Here is a 21,809-nt window from a genome sequence, read left to right on the forward strand (position 1 = left end):
CCGCCGCCGGATAATTTCTGAATTTCCGTCAATGACGAGTCTGAATTTCCGTCAATTTCGAGGTGCCGAAGCTCCGGGGGGATCACGACGCGATGACAGCCGACCCGCGCCCGTTCACCGAGGCCGCCGAGGGCACAGGGCCGGCGGAACTCGACTACCGGGGCCCGCAGGGCTGGGCCACGGTGGTTCACCGCGCCCACCAGGGATCCTTCACCCTGACCGGAGGCGATGGCACCTGGCTGGTCAGGATGTTCGATCCGGGGGAGCCGCGCACCGGGGAGCCGCGCACCCGGGAGTACAAGGTGGGTCTGTCGGGGCCGCAGCGGCTGCGCGTCGAGGCGGCCGAGCAGTGGTCGATCTCCGTCACCCCGCTGGAGGCGGACGAGGTCGAGGACAGCGGGGTCTGGTCCCGCACGGGGATCGGGAACCAGACGGTCGAGATCGTCAAGCCCGACCCGGAGAGAGCGGCGATTCTAGAGTTCACCAAGGTCGTCGGCGACCCCTTCACGGAACCGGCCCTGTACCGGATCACGGACTCCGGTTACCGGCTGGACCTGTTGAGCCACAGGATCGCGGACGGCACCGACCGCACAAGGTTCCTGATCGATCACCCCGTCGGGCCCGCCCGCCCGGTCACCGGCCGGGTCGAGATCGTCAGCGCCCACAACTGCGAATGGCGGCTGCGGGTCCTGCCGCTGTCCGCCGCCCGCCCCTTGGAGACCACCGCGACCGGCACCGGCGAGGATGTCCTCGTCTACTCGGGGCCACCGGCCGTCCTCACCCTGCGGCAGGTGAAGAGCTGGTCGCCCGTCGAAGTGATGGGCGACGACATCGAGTCCGGCCAGGGCCGCATCAGCCTGTCGACCACACCCCTGTGCCCGTCCCGAGCGAGTGTCATCGGGATCGACCCGGAGCCGACGCTCCTCCAGACCACCGGCGGGGGCGGCTGGGAACTGCGCCTCACCCCGCTCGACGAACTGCGCACCTTCGACCGGGAGATCAGCGGCACGCTCGGGGAGGTGGTCCGCTACACAGGGCCTCCCGCCGCCGCACGGGTCAGCACCCGGTCGTGGCAAGGGTGGGTCGGCAACGCCGAATTCGGCACTCTCACGGCCGAGTTCTCGCGGAAGGGCTCGGTCGTCGCCCGGGGTGGTCCGCTCGCCCGCTTCAGGCACAACGGCCTGGATCTGCTCCCCGGAATGCTGGTGAGGGTCGACGCTCCCGACAACGGGGCCGGTTGGCGGATCCGGCTGATGGATCCGCCACAAGATCAACGCTGGCCCCTGCGCCGGGAGGGCTACGACGGGACAGCGACCTGACCCGCCGAGCCGCTGTCAGTCCACGTACCGAGGCGCGGGCGGGTAGAAGTCGCCGTATTCGCCCAACCACCGTTCGTGCAGGGCGCGGAGTCCACCCGAGGTGTGCAGGCGGGCCAGGACGCCGTTGACGAAGCGGACGAGTTCCGGTGAGTCCTTCGCGACGGCGATGCCGTGTGGCTCGTAGGTGAACCGGGGGCCGATGATGCGGGTCGCGGGGTCCTGGGCACTGAGCCCGGCGAGGACGTTGTCGGTGGTCGACACGGCGGCCACGTCGCCCAGTTGGAGAAGGACCAGGCAGTCGGTCCAGTCGGCGACGACAACCGGCCGAACCGTCGGACGGGCCCGGCGCAGCTCGGTCAGTGAGGTGGTGCCCTGGGCCGTGCACACGTCCTGTCCGGCGAGGTCGGCCAGGCTCTCCGCCGGGGACGTGTCGGGGACGAGGACGCGTTGGCCGGAGTCGAGGTAGTCGCTGCTGAACAGCACCCGCTCCATGCGCTCGCAGGTGATGGTCATCGAGTGGGCGACCAGGTCGACTTCACCGCGTTCCAGCACCTCGATACGCCGCCGGGACGGCACGGTCTTGAACTGCACCCGGTCCGGCCGTCCGAACAGCGCCTTGGAGATCTCCCGCACCAAGTCGATGTCGAGGCCGTCCAGTTGCCCGGTGGTGGGGTCGCGGTAGCCGAAGAGGTACGTGTTCTGGTCCACGCCCACGATCAGGCGTCCGCGTTCGACGATCCGCTCCATCGCCGTACCGCTCGGCATCCGGCCGCCCGGCTCCGGCATCGGCTCCGGCGGCTTCAGGGACCGCAGGGGGTCACAGTCCTCGGCCTCTGCTCGCGTGACCGTGGACGCGGTGTCGGCGGACTCCCGTGTGTCGATGGGCAGTTGGTGGGCCGGGGGACGTGCGTCCGCCGTGGACGCCGTGAGGGCCAGGGCGACCAGCGGGGCCATGACCAGAGGCAGAACGCGCAGGCGTAATCGGACCCGGCCGGACATCCCCGGACCGGGTGTGTGCTGTGAGCGCCCGTTGTCTCCCACGCACTGCCCCTCTGCTGCCGTGGTGTGACGGTTGCTTTCAGTTGCTCGCCAGTGAGTTGGGACGCTCCGTGCACGAGAGGCGGTTCCGCCAAGACGAACCCGGCCTTCACAGTGACCCCAGTACCTTCCTCTCCACCGCGTCCGACGACAAAACCGCCCCGATGACCCCGAGGTCCGCTCCAGTGACCCGGGCGACCTCCCGTACCACCGCGACGTCCTTGCGCATCAGGTCCGCCAACCGTTCCGCCACCGCCTCGACCGAACCGCCCCGGGCGACGATGCCCAGGGCACGGCTGGCGCCGGAGCCCTGTTGTACGGCGCTGAGGATCGTCTCCTCGTCGATGCCCAGCGAGCCCGCCAGCCGTACCGCGTCGATAGCGAGCCCCACCTGCGCGACGAACAGGGCGTTGTTCACGAGCTTGATGCGCTGGCCGTTGCCGGGCGGGCCGACCCACATGATCGGTGAGGCGTACGTCGCCAGCAGTGGACGTACCTCTTCGAGATGGCCCTCGTCCGCGCCGACCCACAGCGTGAGCGCGCCGGCGGCGATGTCGTGCGGGCTGCCTGAGAGGGCGGCGTCGAGGACCCTGATGCCGCCCACCGCCCCTGCCTCCACGAGGAGTTGGGCGGTCGTGGGGTCGGAGGTGGTGTGCTGGATGAGTGTCGCCCCCGGTTTCATGGCGGCCAGGGCACCGTCCGGGCCCAGGCACACCGACCGCACCTGCTCGTCCGTCAGTACGACGACGAACACCGCGTCGGCGCCCCGCACCGTCTCCGCCACCGTCCCGGCCCAGGTCAGACCGTCCGCCTCGGCAGCCGCGCGGGCCGCTGGACGTCGTACGAGAACAGTGACCTCGTGACCCGCGGCCGTCAGACGGTCGAGTATCGGGCGGCCCATGCGGCCCGCCCCGATGAAACCGAGCTTCATTTCTCCTCCGGGACGAGCATCGCGCGGGGGCCGGGCGTGCCGTCGAGGTTGGCGTTGACGCGTTCGGCGATGCGCCAGCCCTGTGCGGTGCGCACCCAGCGCCAGGTGTTGGCGGAGACCTGGAAGACCCAGAAGCGGCCGGCGTCGGCGTCCCAGCGGAGGTGGAGGGCGTGGCTGCGGCCGGTGGCCCGGTCGCCGTCGACGACGATGTGAGGGGTTGTCAGGACGTGGCCGCAGCCGTTCTGGATCACGCTCTGGTGGCCCGTGCCGTGGACCATGCCGAGGATCTCGTCCCGGCCGCGCATCCTCCGGTGGGGGATCGCGTCGAAGAGGCCGTCCTCGGTCCAGAGCTCCGCCGTGGCCTCCCCGGAGCCGCTGTCGACGTCGGGCCCGTACTGTGCGACGAGCTGCATGATGTCGACCTGGTCCTGAAGGGTGCGGACCTGTGCCGCCAACTGCTCGACGGTGGCGCGCAGTTCGTCGATCTCGCTCGTACTCGTGTGGCTCATGTGGCTCATGTGGGCCCTTTCCGAGGGCTGTTCAGGATCTGTCCAGGTGTCCGTCCAGGCGTCCCTTCAGGGCACTACGACAATGCGGGCCGGGCCGTCCGCGTCGCGGGCGGCGTTCAACGCGGCGGGTACCTCGTGGAGGCCCACCGTTCCGCCGAGCATCGGGCCTACATCGAGGCTCCCCGAGCAGACCGCCTCGAACGCCTCGTCCCAGTGGGCCATCGAAGGGCCGCCGCCGAACTGGATGTTGAGGCCCTTCCGCTTGGCGGTCAGGGTGTGCAGCTGGTCGCCCTCCGGGGGACCACCGACGGAGAAGATCCGGGTGCCGCGCTCGCACCCCTTGATGATCGAGTCGAGGACGCCGGGGACTCCGACACACTCGAACACGACGCACCCCGGCAGGCCGGCCGTGGTCATCGCCATGAGCTCCTTCGTCGACTCGGTAGGGCCGTACGCCACCTCACGCCACGCCTGGTACGGCGAGATCGCGGCGGGGTCGACGATCACGTCGGCCCCCATCGCCAGCGCGGTCTCGCGACGCGAGGCCACGAAGTCGACCGCCACGACCGGTCCCACCCCAAGGCGCCTGAGCCGGGCGATCACCGACAGGGCGACCGCGCCGCAGCCGATGACCAACGGCACCTCTCCGGCCGCAAGTTGGGCCCGCGACGCGGTCGACCAGCCCACCGAGATCGCGTCGGCGACGCAGACGACCTCGCTTGGCAGGTCGGAGGCCACGACCCGGGTCATGGCCTCGGTGAGCAGGAGATACTCGCCGAATCCGCCGGGCGACTCGGGGTTCTGCCCGATGATCCTGCGCCCGGCGGCGGTGGCCAGCACGGGCAGCGAGCTCACCCGTGCGCCGACCGGTATCCGGCGCTCGGTGCCAGGCCCGTGGTCCACGACCTCGGCGCAGTACTCGTGCCCCATGACGATGTCGACATCCTGGTCGTACGTCGACATCCCGCTGTCGTCGTCGGCGCCCGCCTCCGGATGGTCCATGAAGTGGAGGTCCGAGGCGCAGATCCCACACGCGAGCGACCGCACGAGGAGCTGGCCCGGTCCGGGAACCGGATCGCCGACGACTCGCGTCTCGACCGTCCCGCCTCGCAGCACCGCAGCGCGCATCGGATTCTCCTCACCGAGAAGATGGTTCTCATCCTGTCATGGGACTGTAGTGACGCCGTACGAGTTATAGAAGACCGTCTCCTGAAAAGAGCTATGCGTACCCGGTCACTACGGGCACCACGGTCCTACGATGGCCGGCATGACCGAGTCCGCCCGGCGCCCGGGTCGCCCGCGCGACACGAGCATCGACGAGCGGGCCCTCGCGGCGACGCGCGAACTGCTCGTCCGGCGCGGCTTCGACGCGACGACGATCCAGGCCGTCGCCGAGCACTCCGGCGTACACGCGTCCGCCATCTACCGGCGCTGGCCGTCACGGATCGAGCTGATCGAGGAGGCCACGTTCGCCGGGCTCAGCCCCCTCGGCGTCCGGCCGACGGGAGACCTCCGGCGCGACCTCCGTCGGTTCGTCCGCGCCTACCTCGCGGCCTTCGCCGCCCCCGCGGCACGCGCCGCCGCGGCGGGTCTCCTCGCACACCGCCAGTCGTCGGCCCACCCCCGTCCCCCGGAGATGTACCTCCGGGTGTCGGCACGCCCCCAGTTCCAGGACATCCTCCGCGCCGCCCCACCCGGCACCGTCGACCCCACGGTGGACCCGGACGACGTCTTCGACATGCTCCTGGGCGCGGTCCTGACCCGCACCCTCCTCTCAACGGCCATAGCGCGCCCCCGGCCGATGGAGCGCACGGTGGAGATGGTTCTGCGGTTGCTGCGGCCGATCGACGGCGACGGCAGCTCATGACCTAGTCAGAAAGCACGAGGCAAACATGAACGAACCCACTGCCGCCACCGGGGGATATTCGTCCACCCCCCTCGCCAAAAAGCTCGGCATCAAACCCACCCACCGACTCCACCTCACCCACGCCCCCACCCCCTGGACCATCCCCGACCTCCCCGAAGGCTGCGAAGTCACCGCCGGCGGCCCCCGAGGAGCGGACGTCACCGTCGCCTTCTACCGCGCCCACGCCGATCTGGCCGCCGAAGCCCCCATCCTGACCGCGGATCTCGCCGACGACGCCATGCTCTGGATCGCCTGGCCCCGCAAGGCCGCCGGACATGTCAGTGACATCACCGAGAACGACCTGCGGGATCTCTTCCTCCCTCTCGGTGTCGTCGACGTGAAGGTCGCCGCGCTCGGGGATGACTGGTCGGGGCTGAAGTTTGTCCGGCGGAGGGAAAACCGGGGCAAAAAAGCAGCAAAGTAAGGCCACTTAGGACCAACCACCGCACTCGGGGCAACATCTTGGTGAACGACAGGTAGCCATGGCAGGGTCGCGGGTGCCGTCGTCGGCCGGATGGGGTGAGGGACGTGGTGGAGCCGAAGATCGCCGTTGCCGTGGTGACCATGGGCAACCGGCCCGACAGGATCGACGCCCTGCTGGAGTCCGTGGCCAAGCAGGACCTCGCCCCGGCCCGCATCGTGATCGTCGGCAACGGCTGCCGGCTGCCTCGGTTCACGGACCGGCTGTCCCTCCCCGGTGAGGTCACCGTCGTGGAAGTCGAGGAGAACCTCGGCTGCCCCGGCGGGCGGAACGTGGCCATCGACCGGCTCCGCCGCTTCGGCGACGTGGACGTCGTGGTCGAGCTCGACGACGACGGGCTGCTCGTCGACGCCGATATGCTGCGCCGCGTACGGGACTTGTACGCCGCCGACCCCCGCCTCGGCATCGTCGGCTTCCGCATCGCCGACGAGCACGGCGAGACCCAGCGGCGCCATGTGCCCCGGGTCGGTGCGGCCGATCCGCTGCGGGGCGGCTATGTCACCGGGTTCCTCGGCGGCGGGCACGCCCTGCGCATGGCGATGCTCGACGAGACCGGAGACTGGCCCGCCGAGTTCTTCTTCGCACACGAGGAGATCGACCTGGCTTGGCGGGCCGTAGACGCCGGCTGGCGGATCCTGTACGCGCCCGAACTGCTCCTCCAGCACCCGAAGACCTCGCCCGCCCGGCACGCCATCTACTACCGCGTCACCGCCCGCAACCGGGTCTGGCTCGTCCGGCGCAGGCTGCCGCTCGCGCTCATCCCCGTTCACCTGGGGATCTGGGTGGCGCTCACCCTCGTACGCACCCGGTCCTCCGCCGGATTGCGGGCGTGGTTCGGCGGGTTCGCGGAAGGGCTGCGTGAGCCGTGCGGTGAGCGGCGGGCCATGCGCTGGCGGACGGTGTGGCAACTCAGCAGGCTGGGACGGCCACCCGTCATCTGACCGCCGGGACGGACGGGGGCCCCGGTCGGTCACCTCCGCCGACCAGGGCCCTCCCGCGTCCCGGATCCAGCCGCGGCGGCGACACTCCCCCGAGTTACGCGTCGTACGCGCGCACCGTCGGGCCAGATCCGATGAAGTGATCACATCAGGTCGCACCAACGGATCGCTAACATGTCGCCAACGGCTCTTCGTTGGACCATCCGTTGATGGGCTCTGATTGGCGTGAAGTCGCCGGTCAGCGGCGGGCGAATCATGGCGGACGGCCGGAACGGTAGCGGATTCCGGCGGAAGCCGGGCAGACACAGGTGGCGGGAAACCGCCTTCACGAGGGCGGAAATCCGCCAAGAGCGGTGGGACGGCGTGACGCGGTACGAGCTGCGGTTCGGGCTGCTGGGGCCGACGGTCCTGTACGAGGCCGGGGGCTACGACGGTTGCGAGGGGCAGGCGTACGACGTCCAGGGCCGAGGCGTCCCGGAGGCGTACGGCGTCCGCGCCATCGGCAGCCCCAAGGTGCGGGCCCTGCTCGCCGCCCTGCTGCTCGAAGCCGGCCATGTCGTCCCGGTCGAGTCGCTCAAGGACGTGCTGTGGGGCGGCGCGCCGCCCGCCTCCGCGCATGCCTCGCTGCACAACCAGGTGACCCGCCTGCGTCGGCTCCTCGACGACCCCGAGCGGCTGCGGGCCGTGCCGCCCGGGTATCTACTGCGGGTCGACGAGGGCGAGTTGGACGTCCACGTGTTCGAGGGCCACGTCGCCGCCGCCCGCGGTGCGCACGCCGTCCGAGACTGGGTGCAGGTTGTACACGCCTGCACGGCCGCCCTCGCCCTGTGGCGCGGCACACCGCTGAGCGGGCTCCCGTCCGAACTCGGCGGGTACGCCTTCGTCCAGCGCCTGGAGGAGGCCCGACTGCTCCTCCTGGAGTGGCGCTACGACGCCGAGCTCGCCGTCGGGGGAGCCCGACTCGCCGCTCTCGTACCGGAGTTGGCGGAACTGGTCGCCGAGCACCCGCTGCGCGAGGCCTACCACCGCCAGCTGATGCTCGCCCTCCACCGCACCGACCGTCGCGCCGAGGCCCTCGCCGTCCACCGCGACCTGCGCACCCGCCTTGTCGAGGAACTCGGCGTGGAACCGGGCCCGGCGGTGCGGGAGGCGCATGTGGAGGTGCTGCGGGGGATCACTCATGAGGACGACGCCGCATACGACGCCTCAAGCGACCCCTGGGGTGAGACCCCGGACGACCGTGGCACCACCGAGCCCGCGTCCTCCACCGAGTCCCCGTCCTCCCGGGACGCAGCCCCTCCCTCCTACGCCACCCCGACCGACACTCCCCGGTCCCCCCAGTCCCCCCGCCCCGCCCAACTCCCCCCACCCCCGGCCCACTTCACCGGCCGCTCACCCGAACTCCACGCCCTCCACCGCACACTGGCCCTCGCCTCGACCGCCCCCGGCCCCGCCGTCGCCGTCATCAGCGGCATGGCCGGCGTCGGCAAGAGCGCCCTCGCGCTGCACGTCGCCCACGGCCTGCGGGACCACTTCCCCGACGGCCAGCTGTACGTCAACCTGCGCAGCGCCACCCCGGGCATGCCCCCGCTCACGCCCGCCCAGGCACTCCGCGCGCTCCTGCGGGACCTGGGCGCCGAGCCCCGCGCCATCCCCGAACACCCGGACGCGGCAGCCGCGTTGCTCCGCTCCCTGCTTTCCCCGACCCGCACGCTGATGCTCCTGGACGACGCCGAAAGCGCCGCCCAGGTACGGCCGTTGCTGCCGGCCGGCGTCGGCTGCGCGGTGCTCGTCACCAGCCGTTCGCCGCTGACCGCCCTCGACGGGGCAAGCCGCTTCCCGCTCGCGCCGCTGACCGACGAGGACAGCGCGGAGCTGCTGCGCACCGTCTCCGGCCGCGACGGCTCCGACGGCCGTGAGGGCATCGACGCCGCCCACCCCCTCGTCGAACTCACCGGCCGCCTCCCGCTCGCCCTGCGCGTCGTCGCGGCCCGCCTCGCCGCCCGCCGCGCACTCACCCCGGACGCGCTCGCCGGTCAACTCGCCGCAACCGAAGGCCGGTTGCACCATCTGGAATACGACGACCTGAGCGTCCGCCGCTCCCTCGCCGTCGCCCATGACGCCCTAGCCGCGTCCGACCGCGAGGCCGACCGGAACGCCGCCCTCGCCCTGCGCCGCATCGGCGCCCTCGACCTCCCGGCCTACGGCGCCCCCCTCCTCGCCCGCCTCACCGGCACCGACGAACGCCGCGCCGAGGCCGCCCTCGACCGCCTCGTCGACGTGGCCCTCCTGGAGGAGACGGCGTACGGCCGCTACGCTCCCCACGATCTGGTCCGCGACTTCGCCCGCGAACTCGCGGGCGGGGGAGGGGGAGGGGGAGAAGGGAGAGGGCAGGGGGACAGGGACGGCGTCGACCCTGCCGAAGCTGCCCTGACCTGGTACGCGGCCGTAGCCGAACGCGCCCTCACCGCGATCATCGAGCCGGGTTACGACCAGGACGACCGCTGCCGCCCCACGGCCGCGCAACCCCCCGAGCACGCGGCCCACGTCGACGCCACCGACCCCTTTGACAGCCCCGAACACGCCTTCGCCTGGGGCGATCTGGAGCTGGAGAACGTCGTCGCGCTGGTCGGCCGCTACGCCGACCCGGCCGTCGACCGCCGCAAGGCCGCCCACGTCTCCACCCTCGTCCGCCTCCTCTTCCCGTATGTCCAACGCAGCGGCCGCTTCGCCGAGATGGAGCTCCTGGGCCGGGCCGGCCTCGGCGTGGCGCGACGGCTCGGCGACGAGGCGGCGGAGGCGTACGCGCTGGGCGACCTCGCCGCCCTGCACTTCCTGACCGGCCGGCAGAACGACGCCCTCACCCTCAACGACCAGGCCCTGGCCATCTGGCGACGCCTCGGCGCCCTCTCCTGGGCGCGCCGCTGCCTCAACAACCGCGGGCTGCTCCTCGAAGGCCTGGGCCGCTACGCCGAGTCGGGCCAGGCGCTGCGCCAGAGCCTGGAGTACTCACGGGAGTTGAACGACCCGCACGGCGAGGCCGTCACCCACAGCCACCTCGGCAACCTCTACGAGCACACCGACCCCCGCGCCGCCATCGAGCAGCACCGGCGCTCGCTGGCGATCGGGGACGCGCTCGGCGCCGTCATCGTGCAGCTCTCCGCGCACTGCAACATCGGCTACGCCCACCTCACCCTCGGCGAACCGGCCGCCGCGCTCCCGCACTTCGAGGAGAGCCTGCGCATCCTCGGCAGCCTCGGCGACTGGCACGGCGAGTCCCAGACCCGCCTCGGCCTCGTCCGGGCCCTGCGCCTCCTCGGTCGCGCCGAACGGGCCGGCCTCGAATGCGCGGAGCTGCTCCGCCGCGCGGACGCCCGCGCTGACCACTACATGGGCGGCCTCGCCCGCCACCAGCACGGACTTCTGCTGCGTGAGCAGGGGCGCCCGGAGTCGGCGTACGCGGAATGGCGCTCGGCCCTCGCCGCACTGGACGGGACGGACGAGAAGGCGGTCGTCGAGGAGCTCCGCACCCTGCTCGCCGAGGTCGACGCGCGTTGACCCCCGCCCCCATGTCTCCCCCTCACTTCGCGTCCGCGTAGCACTCCACCACCGCCGTACTGAACGGGAACCGCACCGGCGTCTTACCGAACGTCAGCCGCCCCGCCAGCTCCGACGCCTCCCGGATCGCCGCCACGACCGTCTCGGCCTCCTCCTCGGGACAGTGCACGATCACCTCGTCGTGCTGGAAGAACACCAGCTCGGCCGCCAGGTCCGCACAGCTCTGCCGCAGCGCCGCGAGCAGCAGCAGCGCCCAGTCGGCGGCGCTGCCCTGGACGACGAAGTTACGGGCGAAGCGGCCGCGGGCCCGGGAGTTGGTGGAGGCGTACCCCGGCACCCACCCGTCTCCGCCGGACGCCTCCACCGGGTCGTCCTGCGGAATGCCGGCCTCCTCGGTCGCGTCGCCGGTCTGCCCCGCCGCCGGAGGGCAGGTCCGCCCCAGCCATGTCCGCACGAGCCGCCCCTCCTCACCGGCCCGGGCCGCGTCGTCGACGTACGCGACGGCCTTGGGGAAACGGCGTCTGAGCGCGGCGAGGTTCTTGAGCCCGTCGCCGGACGTCTGGCCGTAGACCGCGCCCAGCACCGCGAGCTTGGCCTGGGCGCGGTCGCCGGAGAAGGCGCGGTCTGAGACCGACTGGTACAGGTCGCTCTCCCGCCCGGCGACCTCCATGAGCCCGGGGTCGCGTGAGATGGCCGCCAGTACGCGCGGCTCCATCTGGTCGGCGTCGGCGACGACGAGTCGCCAGCCGGGGTCGGCGACCACGGCACGCCGGATCACCTTGGGGATCTGCAGGGCGCCCCCGCCGTTGGTGACCCAGCGGCCGGTGACCGTCCCGCCCGCCTGGAACTCCGGCCGGAACCGCCCGTCCCGCACCCAGTCCTGGAGCCAGGACCAGCCGTGCGCGACCCAGATCCGGTACAGCTTCTTGTACTCGACCAGCGGCTTCACGGCCGGGTGGTCGAGGGACTCGATCTCCCAGCGGCGGGTCGAGGTGACCTTGATCCCGGCCTGGGCGAAGGCCTTGATGACGTCGGCGGGCAGATCGGGCCGCACCCGGCGCCCGAACGCGGCGGACACCTCGTCGGCGAGCTCGGCCAGGCGGCGGGGCTCGCCACCGCCCGCGTACCGGTCGCCGAGCAGTTCGTGCAGCACCTCGCGGTGGACGTCAGCGCTCCACGGCAGGCCAGAGCGGTTCATCTCGGCGGCCACCAGCATCCCCGCCGACTCGACCGCCGTGAGCAGCCGCATTCGGTCGGGGTGTGCGGTCGCCTCGTGCCGGCGCTGCTGCTCGGCGTAGACCGCGACGAGGTCGGTGAGGGGCAGGTGGACGCCCTGGGGCTCGAAGAGCGAGGACTGCGAGCCGGGTTCGGCGGACCGCTGGGGCGGGTCGGGTGGTACGGGGCCGCCCCGCAGCCGGGCCAGGGCGGCGGCCGCCGAGCGGGGTTCGCCGGACCGCCCCTCATGGCCGAGCAGGAGCGTCTCCGCGTCCTCGATGTCGTAGCACCGCTCCACTCGCACCCCCGTGGCGAGCAGCCGCGGATAGACCTCGGGGGTGGACCGCCAGACCCACCGCGCGACGTCGGGCCGGCCGCGCACCGCCTCCGCGAGGTCCGCCTCCCGCACCACCGGCCCCGAGGGCAGCCCGTCGGCACCGAGGGGGGCGATCTCCACGCCACCGTCCTCGGCCGGAGCGAGAGCCCAGCGGTCGGCCATGTCTGCGAGTGTGGCAGGAGGGTCTGACAACGGCCTCGGCTCAGCTCTGCCCGTCGAACTTCACCGAGATCTTGGCGAGCACCGCCGTGATGTTCTCCTCCACCGCCGGCTTGGTGACGCCCAGGCCCGAGAGCACCCCCTCGCCGTTCTCGAACTCCAGCAGGGCCAGCAGGATGTGCTCGGTGCCGATGTAGTTGTGGCCGAGGCGCAGGGCCTCGCGGAAGGTGAGTTCGAGGACCTTCTTGGCGTCGGAGCCGTAGGGGACGAGCTCCGGTGTCTCCTCGGCGGCCGGCGGCAGGGCGGCGGTGGCGGCCTGTCGCACGGTGTCGAGGAGGACGCCCTGCGCGGTGATCGCCTTGGCGGCCAGGCCCTCCGGTTCGGCGAGCAGGCCGAGGACGAGGTGCTCGGGGCGGCCCTCGGTGTTGCGGGCGGCGATGGCCTCGTTGTGGGCGGCCATCACCACGTTGCGGGCGCGCGTGGTGTAGCGGCCGAAGCCCTGGCTGGGGTCGAGGTCGGCGGACTCCTTCGGCACGAAGCGCTTCTGCGCGGCCTGCCGGGTGACGCCCATGCTCTTGCCGATGTCGGTCCAGGAGGCCCCCGAGCGGCGGGCCTGGTCCACGAAGTGGCCGATCAGATGGTCGGCCACCTCGCCGAGGTGGTCCGCCGCGATCACCGCGTCCTGGAGCTGGTCGAGTGGCTCGGGGTGAACCGTCTTGATGGCCGCGATGAGGTCGTCGAGGCGTACGGATGACGTGATGTTGGGGTTCGTCGTCATGCGTCAACCGTAGGTTGACACCCGTTAGCCGTCAACCCTTGGTTGACACCAAAAGCCCTCCACGCGCACGTGCCTACTTCGGCGTCACCGCCAGCCGCACCGCCAGCCCCGTGAACACCGTCCCGCTGAAGATGTTGAGTCCCCGAGCCACCCGCCGGCTGCGCCGCAGCAGGGCGGCGAGCTTCCCGGACAGCAGCCCGATCGAACCGTCGACTGCGAAGCCCATCACCACGATCGTGACCCCGAGCACCAGGAACTGCCCCGGCACATGCCCAAGGCCGGGATCCACGAACTGCGGCAGGAAGGCGACGTTGAAGAGGATCACCTTGGGATTGAGCAGATTGGTCACGGCCCCCTGCCAGAAGGCCCGCCGCATCCCCGACCCCGACACCGTCCCCTCGCCCACCGGCGAACGGTCCCGGAACGCCTTCACCGCGAGGTACAGCAGATACGCCGCGCCAACCCAGCGCAGCACGTGATACAGCGTCGGCAGGGCCAGGAACAGCGCCGACAGCCCGAGCGCCGCGGCGACCGTGTGCACGAACATCGCGCAGGCCACCCCGAACGCCGCCATCACCCCCGTGGCGGGTCCGCCCCGTCCGCCCATCGCCACGATGAACATCATGTCGGGACCGGGAGTGACACAGAGCGCGAAGGCGGCGACGAGGAACGCCGCGTACAGAGACATGTCCACCATGCGGGCCATGCTCGAAGCCACCCCGGCCGGGGAGCGACCGATTTTCGGGGAGTGAGACGCCCCATGACACGATCGACGCGTGAGCAGCACGACCAGCACCGTCGAACGAGCCTTCCAGGCCACCCTCTACGACGACACCCACGACGCCCTCGACACGGGAGCCTCCCTCCTCGCGGCCGACCCCTCGGCCGACGCCGAACTCGCGCGGCGGGGCGAGGAGTTCGTGGCGGCCGCGTGGCGCCGTGGCTGGCAGCCGGCGGACGTCGTACGCATCGTGCGGCGCGACCTGGACGACGTACACGTACGCCTCGTAGCGGCCCTGATCCGCGCGCAGGTGCCGCAGGACCGCCCGCGCGGCCCCCGCTGGAGCGCCCAGCTCGACGAACTGCCCGCCGAGGCCCCGCCCGCCACCGACCGCTTCTCGCACGCCACCACGGTCCTGGAGCTGTACCGCCTGCTGCTGCGCCTGCCCGCGCTGGAGCCGCTGGACGAGCCGGTACGGCAGGACCGGCGGCCGGAGTCCCGCATGCTCACCCGGATCCGCGCGCTGCTCGCGAAGGCGGAGGCGACCGGGTTCCCGGAGGAGGCGGAGGCGCTGAGCGCCAAGGCGCAGGAGCTGATGGCACGGCACAGCGTCGACGAGGCGCTGCTGGCCGCCGGTTCACCGTCGAAGGACGCGCCCGGCGCCTGCCGTATCGGGGTCGAGCCGCCGTACGAGCAGGCCAAGGCGGTGCTGCTGGACGCCGTCGCCACCGCCAACCACTGCCGCGCCGTGTGGAACGAACCCCTCGCCTTCTCCACCGTCGTCGGCTTCGAACCCGACCTGGAGTCGGTCGAACTTCTCTACACCTCGCTCCTCGTGCAGGCCACGACCGCGATGACGAAGGCGGAGGCGGCCCAGCGCGCGGGCGGACGCAAGCGGACCAAGTCGTTCCGGCAGTCCTTCCTCGCGGCCTACGCCCACCGCATCGGCACCCGCCTCACGACGGCCGCCGAGACCCAGGTGACCGCGGACCTGCTCCCGGTCCTCGCCACCCGCGACGTCGCGGTCACCGACCGCCTGGACACCATGTTCCCGGACACCACCACGACCCGCCTGCGCGGCGTGAACGACGAGGCGGGCTGGACGGAGGGATGGGAGGCCGCGGAACGCGCGCAGGTCGCCGGCCGCAGGGGCGTCAGTCCCCGGCCTGGGCGAAGGCGCTGACCGAGGCGTTCGCGGCACCCTGGTTGCCGTCCTCCGTCTGGACCGGCCCGTAGGACCACTTGAAATTCTTGTCCTCACCGCCACCCGGCAGGGCGACGTTGAACGACTTCACGTCAAGGCTCGCCTCGCCACCGGCCTCGCCCCGCACGTACGTGATGGTGAAGGTGGCGATGGCGTCCTTGGTCAGGGTCAGCTTCCGGGACTTGGCGCCCTCCTCCGGCGAGACGGAGGTCGACGTGTCCGCGGCGTTCAGATCGATGCCGGGGAAGCCCTCGATCGTGCACTCGGAGCCGCTGTTGGTGAGGGTGACGGTGACGTTGCCCGTGTCTCCGGCGGCCGGGGCGGCGCCGGCGGCGACCTGCGTGTCGAACTGGTCGATCGAGCAGACGGTGCCGCCCGAGCCGGCTGTGCTGTCGCTGCTCTGGTCACCACCGTCACCGCCATCACTGCAGCTGGTCAGGAGGAGGGCCGCGGCGAGGGCGGTGACGGTGATCGGAATGGCGCGCATGAGTGGGTCCCCTGGGATCGTGACGATGCTCATGGATCATCACGCACGGAACTGTGACCCGGTTGCCCGACCCTCCACAGCTCCGAGGTTCCGAGGGCTACGACGGTTACGAACCCAGAGTCGCCGTGGGCAGCCCGGACGGCAGCTTCCCGCCCTCCGCCTTGGTGTACGTCTCCTCGCCGATGTCGCCGCCCGACCAACTCACCTTCAGCGACGTCTTGTCGACGGAGGAGACCATCCCGGTCTTGCGGTCCTTGCTGCCGTCCGTGCACGTGAGGTGGATCATCCGCATGCCCGCCTCCTTGCCCGCCGTACCGCTGCACACGGTCCCGCCCGTCGAGAAGAGCCCGGCGTCCTTGCCGGTGATCACCAGCGCCACGGCCTTGCCGTCGGTCGTGGCGAGCCAGCTCCCCACCAGCTCGTCGGACGCGGCGGTCACGCCACCGCTGCCACCGCCCGTGTCGGCGGAAGCGCTCGCGGAGGCGCTCGCGCTCGCCGACGCACTCCCACCGGACGAGGAACTGCCCGTGGAATCGGAGCTGGAATCGCCGTCACCGCTGCATGCGGTCAGCACGAGCGCGCCCACGAGCCCCGCGGCCGCCGCCGCGATCCGCAACGGACGCGAGTACGTCACCGTAGTCACTGCAAGCTCCCAAGCTGTAGCCGGTCGTCGGCCCCGTCGTGAAGGACCTCGGCAAGCTACCAGCACTTCCCAGGAGCCTTCCCAGACGACTACCAGGACGACTTACGAACTCCCGGCAAGTACCCGGCATGCGCCTGCTCACGCAGCCCCACCCGGGACAGCCCGAACGCCCTGAAGTAGCCACGGGGCCGCCCGTCCACCTGGTCGCGGTTGCGCACGCGCGTGGCGCTCGCGTCCCGCGGCTGACTGCGCAACTCCCGCTGGGCGGCGAGCCGTTCGGCCTCCGTCGAGGAGGGCCGCCGGAGGATCTCCTTCAGCTCGGCCCGCCGTGCGGCGTATCGGGCGACGATCTCCTGCCGCTGCTCGTTCTTCACGATCTTGCTCTTCTTCGCCATCAGACCCGCACCACCCGGGCGCGGATCCGCGCCACAGCCGCTTCTACGCCGATCACGTCGACGGTCTTGATCCCTCTGGCGCTCAGCCGCAGCCGTACGTACCGGCCCTCGCTCGGCAGCCAGAAGCGCTTGGACTGGATGTTGGGGTCGAAACGGCGGGACGTGCGCCGGTGCGAGTGGGAGATGTTGTTGCCGAAGCGGGGTTGGGCCCCGGTCAGCATGCAGTGGGCGGACAAGGGTGACGCACCTCTCTCGATGGGGTGATGCAAATGGAAGTCATTTTCAGTAAGATACCAGCATGGCACGCAACGAACTCCGCCCGGTCATCAAGCTCCGGTCCACGGCGGGGACCGGCTTCACCTACGTCACCCGCAAGAACCGCCGCAACGACCCGGACCGTATGACCCTCCGCAAGTACGACCCGGTCGCCGGCCGCCACGTCGACTTCCGAGAGGAGCGCTGACCACCACCATGCGCAAGGGAATCCACCCGTCCTACGGCCCCGTCGTCTTCCGGGACCGCGCCGCCGACTACGCCTTCCTCACCCGCTCGACGATGACGAGCACGAAGACGATCGAGTGGGAGGACGGCAACACGTACCCGGTCGTGGACGTCGAGATCTCGGACGTCAGCCACCCCTTCTACACGGGCACCGCCCGAGTCCTGGACACCGCCGGACGCGTCGAGCGCTTCGAACGCCGGTACGGAAAGGCCTAGTTCTGTGGCTGAGTCTTCTGGACTCCCCGTCGTGATCGTCGCCGGCCTGCACGCCGACGCCCGCAAGGCGACCGTCGCACGCCTGCTCGCCGACGTGCCCGGCAGCGTCGTACTCCACCACGACCTGTCGACGGCCGCGGCGGGCACGGTCGTACGAACGGTCCGCGACGCGACGGGAATCCTTTCCGCCGGCGAAACACCCCTGGTCAACGACTGCGCGTGCTGCGCGCTGCGTGAAGACCTGGTGCCGGAACTACGACGCCTCGCGGACGCGGCCCTGACCCGGCTGGCGATCGTCGAACTATGGGACTCTGTCGAACCAAAGGCGATGGCCGAGGTGATCACGGCCGGCGGCTTGACGGTCACCGGCGTGATCACGGCCGTAGACCCGGCACTCCTCCTGCCCTACCTCGGCAACGGCGACGACCTCGCGGAACGCGGCCTCGCCGCCGCGGCCACCGACCAGCGCACGGTCGCGGACACGTTCGCCCGCCAACTGGAGTACGCCCCTGTGCTGGCCGTCGCTTCGTCCCCGGAGGCCGATGACGAGGACCGCGAGCTGCTTGCCCAACTGCATCCGACGGCCCGTCAAGTCCCTATCGAGGACGGCCACCTGGGAGACTTGGCGGGCGCATCCGGCATGCCTGGCCCGGCGGCGGACGGCTTCGACGCGCGGCGGACGATCGGCGGCCCCGACGCGGGGGCGGCCGGTGAAGGCGCCGGATCAGAGCGGGCGCCCAATGGCCTCGACCTGGGGGCGTCGGGCGAGGGCGCTGACTTGGGGCGGGCGACTGGCGGCTCGGCCCCTGGGTCGGCAGACGACGGTGTGGGATCAGAGTGGGCGTCCAACGGCCTCGTCCCGGAGTCGGCAGGCGGCGGTGCTGGCTCGGGGCAGGTGCCCGATGCCTTCGGCCCCTGGCGGGCGACCGGCAGCCCCGACCGGGAGTTGGCGGGCGGCGGTGCTGGCTTGGGGCAGGCGCCCCAGGCCTTCGAGCCCTGGCGGGCGACCGACAGCCCAAACCCGGAGTCGGCAGGCGGCGGTGCTGGCTTGGGGCAGGTGCCCGATGCCTTCGGCCCCTGGCGGGCGACCGGCAGCCCCGGCCCGGAGTTGGGGGCCGACGGTGCCCGCCCGGGGCAGGCGCCCGACGGCTTCGACCCGTGGCAGTGGGCGGGAGGCCGGCCCGGTCACCCGCGTCCCGGCCGGAGGCCCTCCGCCCTCGCCGAGGCCGCCCTCGCCGGTTTCGACGTCGAGGCGGCCGCCGCTGCCCAGCACCCGGCGTGCGCGTTGCTGCCCGCCGAGGCGGACGCGCACGGGGTGGCCACGTTCGTCTGGCACCGGTGCCGGCCCTTCCATCCGGAGCGGCTCTACGAGGCTCTCGAAGACCTCACCTGCGCCGCCGCTCGTAGCCGGGGCCGTTTCTGGCTCGCCGACAAGCCGGACACGTTGCTCCACTGGGACGCGGCGGGTGGGGCGTTGTGCGTGGAGAGCGCGGGTCCGTGGATGGCCTCGTTGCCGGACGCGGCCTGGGAGATGGTTCCGCCGATACGCCGGGCCGCCGCCGCCCTCGACTGGCACCCGGAGCACGGCGACTGCTGCCAGCACCTCGTCTTCACTTCCCCCGGCCTCGACCGCGACGGGCTCGAACGGCTCCTGGAGTCCTGCCTGTTGACCGACGCCGAGTACGCCGCCGGCCGCGCCGCCTGGAAGCGGCTGCCGCCCGCCTTCGACACCCTCCTGGAGGTCTGACCCGCATGGCCCGCAAGCCCGAACGCAAGCCTGCCAAGTCCCGCCCCAACCCGCTGGACCAGGCCAAGATCACGTACGTCGACTACAAGGACACCGACCTGCTGCGGAAATTCATCTCCGACCGCGGCAAGATCCGCAGCCGCCGGGTCACTCGCGTGACGGCCCAGCAGCAGCGGCAGCTGGCCCGCGCGATCAAGAACGCGCGGGAGATGGCGCTGCTGCCGTACTCCAGCCGCTGAGCGCGCCCGCTTGACAGGGCTTGATGGGTAGGGGATTCCCTACGGTTGACGCGTAGGAAATCCCCTACCTATCATCGCCTCCATGGACATCACTCACGCCTCCTTCGTCACCCTCCCCGTCACCGACCAGGACCGGGCCCTGCGCTTCTACACGGAGGTGCTGGGCTTCGAGGTCACCGCCCACCTGGACATGCCGCCGGGGCGCTGGCTCCAGGTCGCACCCAAGGGGGCGCAGACCGTCTTCACGCTCTCCGGGCCGGGGATGGGAGATTTCGTGCCCGGCTCGACCCGGGGGATCATGTTGCTCACGACCGATGTCGACGCCGACTGTGCGCGGCTGGCCGAGGCGGGAGTTCCCGTCGACGGTCCCGACGACCTCCCCTGGGGCCGGATGGCCGCATTCCGGGACCCCGACGGCAACGGTCTGATGCTGCTCACGGAGGCTCAGCACTAGGGCACTGGGAAGGGCGGGTATGGCCACGACCGAGACGGGCGCGACCCGGGCCGAAGCTGACGGGGCTCGGGAGGACCGCCTCTTCGCCGCGCTCGCCAACGCCACCCGGCGTGAGGTGCTCCGGCTGCTGCGCGACGAGGGGCCCCAGCCGGTCCAGGTCCTGGCCGACCACTTCGACATGCGCCGCCCCAGTCTCTCCGAGCACCTCAAGGTGCTCCGTGACGCCGGCCTGGTCTCCGAGCAGCGGTCGGGCCGGCAGCGCATCTACCGCCTCGAAGCGGCACCGCTCGCCGACGTACAGGACTGGCTGCATCCCTACGAGCGGTTCTGGCGCGAGCGGCTCAAGGGCCTCGGTGAACTCCTCGACCGCATGCCCGACCGTGACGAAGACCGCGCCCCGCGCGATGAAGAGACATGAGCACCGCACCCGCACCCGAGCCCGACGACGACCTCACCACCATCCGCGTCGACCAGTTCTTCCCGCACCCGCCCGCGAAGGTCTGGCGCGCCCTCACCGACCCCAATCTGCTCGTGCAGTGGCAGATGCAGGGGTCCGAGCACTTCCGGCTCGAAGTGGGGTACCGCTATACCGTGACCGCCGTACCGCGCCCCAACGCGAACTTCTCCGGCACCGTTGACGTGCGGGTTCTCGCCTATGACGTCGAGCGGATGCTGCGTGTCCAGTGGACCGACAAGGATCCGGCCAATCCCACGGACTGGACCATCACGTGGACGTTGGAACATGAGGGCCGTGGAACGCGTCTCTTCCTAGTGCATGAGGGATTCGATCCGGACGACCCGGCGCAGCTGATGGCGCGGAAGATCATGGACGGGGGCTGGAGGTCGCATGTTCTGCGAGCTCTGGGGCACACGCTGGAACGACTTCGGTGAATCGGTCGTCAAAGCTGTAACCGCAGGACCACCCCGCGTGCACGTGCATCTGCCCATGCATCTGCACATGAACAGGGTTATGATCCGGATCAGTTGACCAATGCACCAATGGCCACACCAGCCAGTGCACCACCGGGGAGCGACCTGTGGACCACGACGTTGACGGCGTGTACGTGGGGCACGCCGACGTGCATAACGGCATGACTGCCACGCGGCTGAACGGAGTGGCGTGGCAGAAGAGCAGGCACAGTAACTCGCAGGGATCCTGCGTGGAGTTCGCCCGGCTGCCGGGCGGGGAGGTGGCGGTGCGCAACTCCCGCTTCCCCGACGGTCCCGCGCTCGTCTACACGCGCGCGGAGATCGAGGCGATGCTGCTGGGCATCAAGGACGGCGAGTTCGATCACCTGATAGTGGGTTGACGCCCACCTGAGCCCGGGGCAACTCGGGGCAATCGGCACCTAACTCGCCGTAACGCGCGTAGAACCGCGGCGCCAAAGGACGCCGCGGTTCCTCATTCGCCGGGCTGGAGCCTGAACAGCGCCCAGACCACCTTGCCGTTGAGCGTGCCGGCCAGCGGGTGCCAGCCCCAGCCGTCGCTGAAGGAGTCGACGAGGAACAGGCCGCGGCCCGACTCCGCCGAGAAGTCCTCGTCCGATTCGCGCGCGACGGGACTGTCGTGACTGGGGTCGCGCACCGCGCACACCAGCCGCTCGGTCCACCGCATCAGATGCAGCCGCACGGGCGGGTTCTGCTGGCCGTTGCATGGCGCGTTGCCCGGCAGGGCGTGCCGCAGAGCGTTGGTGACCAGTTCGGAGACGACCAGACCGACGTCGTCGAAGCGGTCGCCTATGTCCCACTGGTCGAGCGTTCTACGGGTGAACTGCCGTGCCTCGCGCACCGCTTCGAGGCGGGCGGGCAGAGCGCAGGAGGCGGCGTTGGACACGGCCGCGGGATCCAGCGGCGGAAGGCCCTGCCGTAACGGCTCGAGCATGGTCGATCCATTCGTCCCCATGCGAGGCACTCCCGGGAATTCGCGGTCGATGCGATGCAGCAGAGGTTGCGATGCAGCGGTGGCGCGAGACCATGGTTTCCGATGACCACGGCAGATGCAAGGGCAGATGCACGTGCACGCGACCGAATTG

General features: G+C 71.2%; 25 protein-coding genes and 2 pseudogenes. 15 read left to right on the top strand and 12 right to left on the bottom strand.

Annotation, left to right across the window (positions count from 1 at the left end):
* Positions 1-92 precede the first annotated feature (92 nt).
* Positions 93-1,319, top strand: a complete 1,227-nt coding sequence (locus AC5DRG_RS30080) for a hypothetical protein (RefSeq protein WP_491802584.1) — start codon at positions 93-95, stop codon at positions 1,317-1,319.
* A 15-nt stretch (positions 1,320-1,334) separates the two neighbouring features.
* Here the strand turns inward: AC5DRG_RS30080 and AC5DRG_RS30085 are convergent, their stop codons facing one another.
* The 4 genes from AC5DRG_RS30085 to AC5DRG_RS30100 form a co-directional block, all read right to left on the bottom strand.
* A complete protein-coding gene (locus tag AC5DRG_RS30085) occupies positions 1,335-2,318 on the bottom strand; it encodes a glutamate ABC transporter substrate-binding protein (protein WP_491802585.1) in 984 nt (327 codons plus the stop codon).
* Positions 2,319-2,466: 148 nt separating this feature from the next.
* Positions 2,467-3,393, bottom strand: coding sequence for an NAD(P)-dependent oxidoreductase (locus AC5DRG_RS30090; RefSeq protein ID WP_491813201.1), 927 nt, complete (start codon positions 3,391-3,393; stop codon positions 2,467-2,469).
* Positions 3,285-3,797: a nuclear transport factor 2 family protein gene (locus AC5DRG_RS30095; RefSeq protein WP_491802586.1), complete on the bottom strand. Its 513-nt coding sequence runs from the start codon at positions 3,795-3,797 to the stop codon at positions 3,285-3,287. Before AC5DRG_RS30095 ends, AC5DRG_RS30090 begins: the two co-directional genes overlap by 109 nt.
* 66 nt (positions 3,798-3,863) lie before the next feature.
* Positions 3,864-4,925 carry a zinc-binding dehydrogenase gene (locus AC5DRG_RS30100; protein ID WP_491802587.1) on the bottom strand — a complete coding sequence of 354 codons (1,062 nt, stop codon included), beginning with the start codon at positions 4,923-4,925 and terminating at the stop codon, positions 3,864-3,866.
* Positions 4,926-5,064: 139 nt separating this feature from the next.
* On the opposite strand from AC5DRG_RS30100, the gene AC5DRG_RS30105 reads away from it, so the two are divergent.
* The 4 genes from AC5DRG_RS30105 to AC5DRG_RS30120 all read left to right on the top strand — a co-directional run bounded on the left by AC5DRG_RS30105 (position 5,065) and on the right by AC5DRG_RS30120 (position 10,680).
* The gene (locus tag AC5DRG_RS30105; protein ID WP_491802588.1) at positions 5,065-5,664 is read left to right on the top strand and encodes a TetR/AcrR family transcriptional regulator; all 600 of its coding nucleotides are present in this window, start codon (positions 5,065-5,067) and stop codon (positions 5,662-5,664) included.
* 25 nt (positions 5,665-5,689) lie between these two features.
* Positions 5,690-6,127, top strand: a complete 438-nt coding sequence (locus AC5DRG_RS30110; RefSeq protein WP_491802589.1) for a DUF3052 domain-containing protein — start codon at positions 5,690-5,692, stop codon at positions 6,125-6,127.
* A gap of 104 nt (positions 6,128-6,231) precedes the next feature.
* Positions 6,232-7,125: a glycosyltransferase family 2 protein gene (locus AC5DRG_RS30115; RefSeq protein WP_491802590.1), complete on the top strand. Its 894-nt coding sequence runs from the start codon at positions 6,232-6,234 to the stop codon at positions 7,123-7,125.
* A 360-nt stretch (positions 7,126-7,485) separates the two neighbouring features.
* A complete protein-coding gene (locus tag AC5DRG_RS30120) occupies positions 7,486-10,680 on the top strand; it encodes an AfsR/SARP family transcriptional regulator (RefSeq protein ID WP_491802591.1) in 3,195 nt (1,064 codons plus the stop codon).
* Positions 10,681-10,702: 22 nt separating this feature from the next.
* Here the strand turns inward: AC5DRG_RS30120 and AC5DRG_RS30125 are convergent, their stop codons facing one another.
* The 3 genes from AC5DRG_RS30125 to AC5DRG_RS30135 all read right to left on the bottom strand — a co-directional run bounded on the left by AC5DRG_RS30125 (position 10,703) and on the right by AC5DRG_RS30135 (position 13,866).
* Positions 10,703-12,394: a bifunctional 3'-5' exonuclease/DNA polymerase gene (locus tag AC5DRG_RS30125; protein WP_491802592.1), complete on the bottom strand. Its 1,692-nt coding sequence runs from the start codon at positions 12,392-12,394 to the stop codon at positions 10,703-10,705.
* A 40-nt stretch (positions 12,395-12,434) separates the two neighbouring features.
* On the bottom strand, positions 12,435-13,169 hold the full coding sequence (locus AC5DRG_RS30130; protein WP_491802593.1) for a Clp protease N-terminal domain-containing protein: 735 nt from the start codon (positions 13,167-13,169) through the stop codon (positions 12,435-12,437).
* A gap of 73 nt (positions 13,170-13,242) precedes the next feature.
* Entirely contained in the window at positions 13,243-13,866 is a 624-nt protein-coding gene (locus tag AC5DRG_RS30135) for a LysE family translocator (RefSeq protein ID WP_491802594.1), read from the bottom strand.
* A gap of 79 nt (positions 13,867-13,945) precedes the next feature.
* Here AC5DRG_RS30135 and AC5DRG_RS30140 point away from each other — a divergent pair, with 79 nt between their 5' ends.
* Positions 13,946-15,073 (top strand): DUF2786 domain-containing protein, encoded by a 1,128-nt coding sequence (locus tag AC5DRG_RS30140; protein ID WP_491802595.1) that lies wholly within the window; start codon positions 13,946-13,948, stop codon positions 15,071-15,073.
* Here the strand turns inward: AC5DRG_RS30140 and AC5DRG_RS30145 are convergent.
* The 4 genes from AC5DRG_RS30145 to rpmB all read right to left on the bottom strand — a co-directional run bounded on the left by AC5DRG_RS30145 (position 15,045) and on the right by rpmB (position 16,855).
* Positions 15,045-15,581 (bottom strand): DUF4232 domain-containing protein, encoded by a 537-nt coding sequence (locus AC5DRG_RS30145; protein ID WP_491802596.1) that lies wholly within the window; start codon positions 15,579-15,581, stop codon positions 15,045-15,047. The two genes, AC5DRG_RS30140 and AC5DRG_RS30145, sit on opposite strands and share 29 nt — an antisense overlap.
* Positions 15,582-15,687: 106 nt before the next feature.
* On the bottom strand, positions 15,688-16,224 hold the full coding sequence (locus AC5DRG_RS30150; RefSeq protein WP_491802597.1) for a hypothetical protein: 537 nt from the start codon (positions 16,222-16,224) through the stop codon (positions 15,688-15,690).
* Positions 16,225-16,313: 89 nt separating this feature from the next.
* The gene (gene rpsN, locus AC5DRG_RS30155; RefSeq protein ID WP_491802598.1) at positions 16,314-16,619 is read right to left on the bottom strand and encodes a 30S ribosomal protein S14; all 306 of its coding nucleotides are present in this window, start codon (positions 16,617-16,619) and stop codon (positions 16,314-16,316) included.
* Entirely contained in the window at positions 16,619-16,855 is a 237-nt protein-coding gene (rpmB, locus tag AC5DRG_RS30160) for a 50S ribosomal protein L28 (protein WP_491802599.1), read from the bottom strand. Before rpmB ends, rpsN begins: the two co-directional genes overlap by 1 nt.
* Positions 16,856-16,917: 62 nt before the next feature.
* On the opposite strand from rpmB, the gene rpmG reads away from it, so the two are divergent.
* The 9 genes and pseudogenes from rpmG (at position 16,918) to AC5DRG_RS30205 (ending at position 21,086) form a co-directional block, all read left to right on the top strand.
* Entirely contained in the window at positions 16,918-17,082 is a 165-nt protein-coding gene (gene rpmG / locus AC5DRG_RS30165) for a 50S ribosomal protein L33 (RefSeq protein WP_015658813.1), read from the top strand.
* 8 nt (positions 17,083-17,090) lie between these two features.
* Complete coding sequence (locus AC5DRG_RS30170) at positions 17,091-17,336, top strand: type B 50S ribosomal protein L31 (protein ID WP_491802600.1); 246 nt, start codon at positions 17,091-17,093, stop codon at positions 17,334-17,336.
* 4 nt (positions 17,337-17,340) lie between these two features.
* Positions 17,341-17,970, top strand: a pseudogene (locus tag AC5DRG_RS30175) (GTP-binding protein); the annotation flags it as partial.
* A 576-nt stretch (positions 17,971-18,546) separates the two neighbouring features.
* Positions 18,547-19,083, top strand: a pseudogene (locus AC5DRG_RS30180) (CobW C-terminal domain-containing protein); the annotation flags it as partial.
* A gap of 5 nt (positions 19,084-19,088) precedes the next feature.
* Complete coding sequence (gene rpsR / locus AC5DRG_RS30185) at positions 19,089-19,322, top strand: 30S ribosomal protein S18 (RefSeq protein ID WP_491802601.1); 234 nt, start codon at positions 19,089-19,091, stop codon at positions 19,320-19,322.
* Between the two features lie 82 nt (positions 19,323-19,404).
* Positions 19,405-19,776 (top strand): VOC family protein, encoded by a 372-nt coding sequence (locus AC5DRG_RS30190; RefSeq protein WP_491802602.1) that lies wholly within the window; start codon positions 19,405-19,407, stop codon positions 19,774-19,776.
* Positions 19,777-19,795: 19 nt separating this feature from the next.
* Positions 19,796-20,194, top strand: coding sequence for an ArsR/SmtB family transcription factor (locus AC5DRG_RS30195; protein WP_491802603.1), 399 nt, complete (start codon positions 19,796-19,798; stop codon positions 20,192-20,194).
* Positions 20,191-20,667, top strand: coding sequence for an SRPBCC family protein (locus AC5DRG_RS30200; RefSeq protein ID WP_491802604.1), 477 nt, complete (start codon positions 20,191-20,193; stop codon positions 20,665-20,667). Before AC5DRG_RS30195 ends, AC5DRG_RS30200 begins: the two co-directional genes overlap by 4 nt.
* Positions 20,668-20,813: 146 nt before the next feature.
* On the top strand, positions 20,814-21,086 hold the full coding sequence (locus AC5DRG_RS30205; protein WP_491802606.1) for a DUF397 domain-containing protein: 273 nt from the start codon (positions 20,814-20,816) through the stop codon (positions 21,084-21,086).
* A 92-nt stretch (positions 21,087-21,178) separates the two neighbouring features.
* Here AC5DRG_RS30205 and AC5DRG_RS30210 read toward each other — a convergent pair whose 3' ends face one another.
* The gene (locus AC5DRG_RS30210) at positions 21,179-21,658 is read right to left on the bottom strand and encodes an ATP-binding protein (RefSeq protein WP_491802607.1); all 480 of its coding nucleotides are present in this window, start codon (positions 21,656-21,658) and stop codon (positions 21,179-21,181) included.
* Between the last annotated feature and the right edge of the window lie 151 nt (positions 21,659-21,809).

This window comes from Streptomyces sp. JLBG701 (assembly GCF_058544905.1).